We start from the raw sequence: 6,554 nt of genomic DNA, 5'->3' as shown, positions 1-6,554 counted from the left end.
GCGTTCGTACGGCGCTGCGAGGGCGAAGATGGGCTTACACGTCGAACATCGCCAGCACAAAGCTCTCAACAATCGGGCCGAGAATTCTCATCAGCCGACGCGGCGACGCGAGCGGATCATGACGCGCTTCAAATCGTCCCGTCAGGCTCAACGGTTTCTGTCCGTTCACGATCAGGTCGCGAACCTTTTCCACATCCCCTATCCCGGAGCCGCCACCGCCGACTTCCGTCGTGCTTCGCGCGAGCGAGCCTTTGCGACTTGGCGCGAGATCTCCATGACAAGCGCTATCGCCGACTCTCGACCTCTGAGAATCGCCTCCTTCGGCTCGGCGGTCGATTAAGTTGACGATGCCCCCTGATGAGCCAGAGCCTCCCTTCTCGAAAAGCCTGATCAGTCTCAAATTGTCTGACGACGGACAATCGTTGCCACTGTCTCAGCCAGGCTGCTGTCATCCGAAAGACGGCAAATCCGGGCGCGGGTCCACCCTTCTTCCCGAGCTCGTCAGCTTCTCGAAAGCCAACCTTCCTAGCATTCAAGCCCGGTCTCTAGATGCCGATGCCGCCCATGCTGAACTAGGGGGCCCGCTAGTGGATCTGCAGGAGATTTTGTTATCAGGAAGGAGAGCTTTATGGATTCCAATCGGATAAGCGGTGCCGGCGCGCAAGGGTCTCCAACGGGTTACGTCCGGACACAGGAGGATCATGATCTATTTAGGCAGGCCGCGAATGAAGCCCGGTCATTATCATCTGCCGGGCCTGTGTCGGCACAGACGCCGATTTGGCGTTCGAGCGCTCCATACGGAAGCTTTTCACGCGATGGCTACTCTTGGAACAACGACGTATGGGGCCCGCACCCTGGGCCTCAGACGATTTCGGTGAGTGCAGCCAACCGGTGGAGCGTGTGGTCGAACCAGCCCAATACTCCTGGCATCAAGAGCTATCCGCACGTGGCTTTCAATATCGGGAAACCGCTCAGCTCAATCAACACTCTGAGCTCGAGCTTCAATCAGGAAGTTCCCACTGGCGGCGCCTGGGATGTCGCCTACGATATCTGGGACAGCTCAGACCGACATGAGATAATGCTCTGGACAAACTACACCGGAAACTCGGACGGGAGCGGCAACGTTAAGCCCATTTCATATCATTATGCCCCTTCCGGTGCGGCGATTCCGGTCTACAGCAATGTCAATGTAGGCGGGGCGACTTGGAACGTGTTTGAAGGCGAAGGCTCCGATGGTCACAAGGTCATCTCATTGCTGCGCACTTCGAAGACCAACAGCGGGACAGTGGACATCAAGAGTATCCTGCAGTGGATCAAGTCGAAGGGGTACTTTGGCGACATAAACGTCGGTAGCGTCCAATACGGCGTCGAGATTACCTCGTCCCCGGGGGGAAAGAACTTCAATTTCAACAACTGGTCCGTGACTTCGAAGTGAAGTCCGCGCGGGCGGTAAGGTGAGCTGCACTATGCCAATGAGCCACGCTGACTGACGGCCTTGGCTTGCCGCTCACATCCCGACCGCCACGATCCCGGCCTCAACCGAACCTATGCCGAGATGGCAAGCCATTACGGCACGGCCATTCTCGCCGCACGGCCGCGGCGCCCAAAAGATAAGGCAAAGGTCGAAGTTGCGGTGCAAGTCGCGCAGCGATGGATTTTGGCGCGGCTGCGCAACCAACGCTTCTTTTCGTTGGCGTGACCTGCCACTGAGCATTTCCTCCAGAAGGATTCAGAGTCCGCCCCGAAGAAGGACGGACAGATGAAGCGAGCAAGGTTCACGGAAGAGCAGATTATCGCAGTGTCGAAGGCGCATGAGGCCGGGGCGAAGACGGCCGACCTAGCTCGCAAGCACGGGGTCTCCGAAGCGACGATCTACAATTGGAAGGCCAGCTCGCAATGGTTGGCACGCAAGATCGCCGCGATGGGGCATACCGTCCGCATTATTCCGGCTCAATTCGTCAAGCCTTATGTAAAGTCCAACAAAAGTGACATCATCGATGCCGCAGCGATCGCGGAAGCAGTGACGCGACCAACAATGCGCTTCGTCGAAATACGGTCGCCCGAACACATTGACCTGCAAGCGCTGCATCGTGTTCGCGATAGGATGATTTCGCAACGGACGTGCCTCATAAATCAGATGCGCGCTTTTTGCCTTGAATATGGGATCGCTATTCACCAGGGCGCCGGCAAGTTCAAGGCAGATCTGCCGAGGGTTTTGGCAGATGAATCGAATGATCTAACGTCGGCCATGCGTCGCATTCTTGCATCTACATTCGACGAGCTGCGGCAGCTGGAGCTGCGGATTGCTGAAGTCAACCGCGAGATTGAGGCGATTGCCTCTCAAAGCGATACTGCACGTCGATTAATGACTATCCCGGGCATTGGGCCACTCGCGGCGACAGCGCTTTTGGCAGCAGCTGGATCTGCCCCACAGTTCAAAAAGGCCCGCGATATGGCAGCTTGGCTGGGTCTTGTTCCTAGAGAATACTCTACGGGAGGCAAAACGAAGCTCCTGGGGATAAGCAAGCGCGGCAACCGATATCTGCGCCGGATGATCATCCACGGCGCCCGCTCCTGCGTGACACATCTTGATCGCTCGCGATATCACCTTGGCGCCTGGCTTGATGGACTTCAGGCACGCATGCACACTAACAAGGTCACCGTCGCCTTGGCGGCAAAGATTGCGCGGATCGCATGGGTAGTGATGACTAAGCCCGGCGCAAGCTACGAACGGCGGGATCCGGCCTTTAGCTGATCCCGTTTGTTCCAGACTGCGACCCTACCGTACGGTCTGGGAGTAAAAGGGGTGCAAAAAAGGATTTCAATATCAACTAGATGTACAATCGAATCGGTCTTGAAGCGGAAGTCGGGTCATCGAGTCGTTCTTAAAGTCGCAATCGAGTCGTTCTCAAAACGCGAGCTCCAGGAATATCAACGGGATAGCCGAGTCGTTTTCAAAGTGGCCTCACACAAATATGTGCGAACACTTTGAAAACGACTCGATTTCGTTTTCGAATCGACTCGATCTCAGAACTCCCTGATCAGCCTGCCGAATGGGGTCCGAAAAAGTGAGGGGGTCTAATCAGCTTCGTCGCGTCTGCAACGCCTGCACCTCCCATCCAATCGCCATCGAGGACGACATGAAGCAGCCAGCATCGACGTTCGTGTTCCATGAACAGGAAGTCGCCGGCGTCGCGTTTCGCGCCATGGTCGAGACCGGACGCGTGGTGCTGCAGATGCAGAACTCGAGCGGTCGCGAGTCCAGTGTTGACCTCATCGCGAGGCATTCGCCCTGCCGTGTCTCTGCTACGCCGAAGATGGCTGGCAGCGTCGCGGCATGATTTCAGGCCCGCGGGGCTGGGCCGTTTGTCACGACACCGCGCGCGAGCCACGTATGTTTCTAGGATACCTTCACTCCGACGACGTGCGCCTTCTGAACCACGAATTCGGCCTCCATCGAAGGAACTTCCTTGGTCATCAACTTCAGTTCAAGGATTCGATAGCTGGCCGGGCGCTGAAGCAGATCATGCTGCATGATCCGGTTCGCGCGGCCCTTTTCCGCAAGGCCGACGCGTCGCTGGATAACTGGGCCGAGCAAGTCGCTTCCGAAAAGCCGGCGTGCCCCACACGACTGGCGATCCAAAGACGCGAGCTTACTCGACTCGGGAAGCGTCCGAGGGAGGGTGTTTCCTCCCTTCGGCCATCACCTTATCCGTTGACCGTCGGCTACTTTTCTGACTCAATCAAGCCGTTTATGGACCGGTCTTAACAACCTGGGGGGCGGCATGGATTCGATCCTTCGCGTTCTGATGCCCTTCTTCGGGCCGAAGAACTATTCTGAGATGCTCTAGAAGAACGCTTTGGCGGATTTCTGGCTGACCTTAGCCTGCTCGTTCCTGGTGAGGTACGATCCTTGGATTAACGGTCTTTTCTTGCGAGTTGAGCATCTGCCCGGCGTCAAGGAATTCGCCACGGCTATTAAAGCTCCTGAGGTGAACGTGGGCGGCTTCGCGCTTGCTTTGCTGGTGCTCATCTTCAGCAGGGTCACCCGATTCCATGATCGGATTTCGGACATATTTAAGATCAGGGCGAGGTTCGACCGCGCTAACATCCTTCTCCCTCTGGCTGTCATGTCGGGTGCGCAGATGTCGGCCCGTCAGGTGGCAAATCTCAAACGCGACCGCCATCCCCTCGTGAGAGCGACGTTCTACAAATACGCGTCCAGCCGAAGCGAACATCCGCTCGTCGACAAGCACGACATCGAAAGCGCATTGGAGGCTTGGCACATATTGGGTTGCCTTGGAGTGGCTCTTCATACTCACAGGCTTCGCGGTCTTATCCGCCTTCGCCAGGGCAGCTTGGTTTCTGATCATTTTTTGGACCGCCTCGATGGCCGCGCTTCTATTTATACATCTTCGGTATGGATTGCTGGAACGAAGGGCGGATCCCCAGATCCAACAGATAGCCGGGAATGCCGAGGCAAGTGCAGGCAACCGCCAAGCATTCACAGAGGCGGCCATCTGATGTGGTACAAGATCGGGAAGGATATCATCGTCCGGAGCGAAAACGCAGCCAAGCCGGAAACACAGAGTTCGGCCTATCTTAAGAAGCTGATCTCGCGTCTCGAGCCAATTCATTCCAGCTTCGACTTTGGCTGCGGCAAACTGCGTTACGAACGGGCAATAGCCAAAACCACCGGCGAACTTGCGTTGGTGGATTCGGAAGTGCAGCTTTCAAGGGGTCAAATGATCCGCGGTCGTTCGACCACCATCCGCGATTACGTCGGCAAATCAAATCACGTCCACGCCCTCACCGTGGGTCAGTTTGCCTCCCATGACCGGAGATACGACCGCGGCTTCTGCATAAACGTTCTTTCTGTGATCCCATCGGCAAGCGTGAGACTTGGCATCGTTCAACTGATGAGAGCTAAGCTAAAGCCAAACGGCACTTGCTTGTTTGTGACGCTCTATCGCAATTCTGATTTTACAAGGATGCAGAATCTCCCGAATTGTCAACCATACGGCAACGGCTTCCTCATGGACTCGCTTAGGGGCCATTCCTTCTACGGCCTCATCCCGCCGGACGATCTCGCCGGATTGGTTAAGCGTGCAGGCTTCTCGGTCGAGTCGATCGTGCTGGATGAAGGCTCCGCATACCTGTGGGCCCGAACTCCGGACGGGCGACCTGGACCGATCAATTTCGAAATCCGTGAAACTGCGGAGAACTTTCAGATTCGATCTCAGCCAAGCGTGAGCAACCGCAGCTCGGCAAGGTAGACCAGGCCGGCAGAGACGGCGCTTGGATCCTGAGCAGCAGCCGCGGGGGCTCAAGTCACATCGACGACCTGTCCCGCTTAGGTTCGTCTGCTTCCGATAGTCGGCGATCTGCTGTCTGTAGTGGCCGATGCTCGGCGCATCCGGAGCCACGTCGCTCTTCCAATCGACGACCGCGTCGATGGCGCCGGCCTCGTCGAACGCGATCGCGTCAACCTGTCCGGAGAGCAGGACCTTGCCGCCTTCGTGAGTCTGGCTTCCGAACAACGGGAGCTCGGGGGCGAGACGCGGTCGCGGCGTCACGACGTCCGGAAGAGCGAGCGTCCGCAGCACCGTGGCGGTCAGTTCGACGGCGCTGATGCCCATCTTCGGATCCTCCGCCGGTTCGTGCCCCATCTGCCGGATCAGTTCCGCAGCCCGCGTTTCAAGCCCGCCCTGGCGTCGCAGGCTTCTCCGGTCAGCACCTCCTCGATTAGCTTGTGAAGGATGGTGCCACGCGTCGAACTTCTGAGAACGGCAGCAGGCTCCGCAGCGCCGGTTTCCGGAATTTCCCCGCTTTCGATCTTCGCTTCTGGCTCGTCCACCTGATCAAGTTCGCTCCGGCTCGGGCGACGCCAGATCACGGTCTTGCGCACATCGAAGATAGCGGTCGCCTCGGCGGCGAAGGTCTCGCGGGTCTGCCCGTTCTCTAGCGGCGTGACGTTCCTTTCCTTCGCGGTGCCGACGTCGTTCGGGTTGATCGCCGGGAGACCAGCCAGGCCCAAATCGACGAGCTTCGCCCAGCACTTGTCCGACAGGTCGGCGGAGTGCCTAGGCAGGATCAGCAGGTCGCGCGCCCGGGTCGCGGCCACGTACCAGAGGCGTACGCGCTCGCGCCGCTGCTGCTGCCGCGGTGACGGTGTTGCCCCACGGATTGGCCGAGGAGACAATCACGGATTGAGCAGTTGCGGAGGCTGTCCACGTGAATACGGCCCTTACACGACGATCTACAATCGCTTCAATCGCTGGGCCAAGCGAGGACGATGGTGCGCAATCTTCGAAGCGCTGGCCAAGCCTGGCGAAGACGGCGTCGTACTGTCGCTCGACTCGACCTCGATTAAAGCTCACCGGTGTGCCTCCGGCGGAAAAGGGGGGAGCACAATCAAGCAATCGGCCGCTCGCGCGGAGGCCGCACGACAAAAATCCATGCGCTGAGCGATCCGCTCTGCCGGCCGGTCGTCCTGCATCTGACTCCAGGCCAGGATGCCGATATCGCTGCGGCTCCCGATGTCCTGGCGCTCG

At 58.1% G+C, this 6,554-nt stretch carries 6 protein-coding genes and 3 pseudogenes; 7 read left to right on the top strand and 2 right to left on the bottom strand.

Annotation, left to right across the window (positions count from 1 at the left end):
* The 5 genes and pseudogenes from IQ16_RS44490 to IQ16_RS44470 all read left to right on the top strand — a co-directional run.
* Window positions 1–340: pseudogene (locus IQ16_RS44490) on the top strand (IS6-like element ISBj7 family transposase); the annotation flags it as partial.
* Window positions 341–628: 288 nt separating this feature from the next.
* The gene (locus IQ16_RS44485) at window positions 629–1,435 is read left to right on the top strand and encodes a glycoside hydrolase family 12 protein (RefSeq protein WP_011084471.1); all 807 of its coding nucleotides are present in this window, start codon (window positions 629–631) and stop codon (window positions 1,433–1,435) included.
* Between the two features lie 78 nt (window positions 1,436–1,513).
* Window positions 1,514–1,696: pseudogene (locus tag IQ16_RS44480) on the top strand (IS21 family transposase); the annotation flags it as partial.
* A gap of 63 nt (window positions 1,697–1,759) precedes the next feature.
* A complete protein-coding gene (locus IQ16_RS44475) occupies window positions 1,760–2,755 on the top strand; it encodes an IS110 family RNA-guided transposase (RefSeq protein ID WP_011084472.1) in 996 nt (331 codons plus the stop codon).
* A gap of 385 nt (window positions 2,756–3,140) precedes the next feature.
* On the top strand, window positions 3,141–3,341 hold the full coding sequence (locus tag IQ16_RS44470; RefSeq protein ID WP_035668701.1) for a hypothetical protein: 201 nt from the start codon (window positions 3,141–3,143) through the stop codon (window positions 3,339–3,341).
* 59 nt (window positions 3,342–3,400) lie between these two features.
* Here the strand turns inward: IQ16_RS44470 and IQ16_RS47450 are convergent, their stop codons facing one another.
* Window positions 3,401–3,535, bottom strand: a complete 135-nt coding sequence (locus IQ16_RS47450) for a hypothetical protein (protein ID WP_257784499.1) — start codon at window positions 3,533–3,535, stop codon at window positions 3,401–3,403.
* A gap of 325 nt (window positions 3,536–3,860) precedes the next feature.
* Here IQ16_RS47450 and IQ16_RS47215 point away from each other — a divergent pair, with 325 nt between their 5' ends.
* Window positions 3,861–5,276, top strand: a complete 1,416-nt coding sequence (locus tag IQ16_RS47215) for a class I SAM-dependent methyltransferase (protein ID WP_018648884.1) — start codon at window positions 3,861–3,863, stop codon at window positions 5,274–5,276.
* A 401-nt stretch (window positions 5,277–5,677) separates the two neighbouring features.
* Here IQ16_RS47215 and IQ16_RS44450 read toward each other — a convergent pair whose 3' ends face one another.
* A complete protein-coding gene (locus tag IQ16_RS44450; RefSeq protein WP_018648886.1) occupies window positions 5,678–6,124 on the bottom strand; it encodes a hypothetical protein in 447 nt (148 codons plus the stop codon).
* A 103-nt stretch (window positions 6,125–6,227) separates the two neighbouring features.
* Here IQ16_RS44450 and IQ16_RS44445 point away from each other — a divergent pair.
* Window positions 6,228–6,554: pseudogene (locus IQ16_RS44445) on the top strand (IS5-like element ISBj2 family transposase); the annotation flags it as partial.

The sequence above is a fragment of the Bradyrhizobium huanghuaihaiense genome (genome assembly GCF_007830635.1).
Lineage (GTDB): Bacteria > Pseudomonadota > Alphaproteobacteria > Rhizobiales > Xanthobacteraceae > Bradyrhizobium > Bradyrhizobium huanghuaihaiense.
The sequence above is the reverse complement of the archived record's forward strand: the minus strand, read 5'-3'. Positions and strand labels throughout refer to the sequence as shown.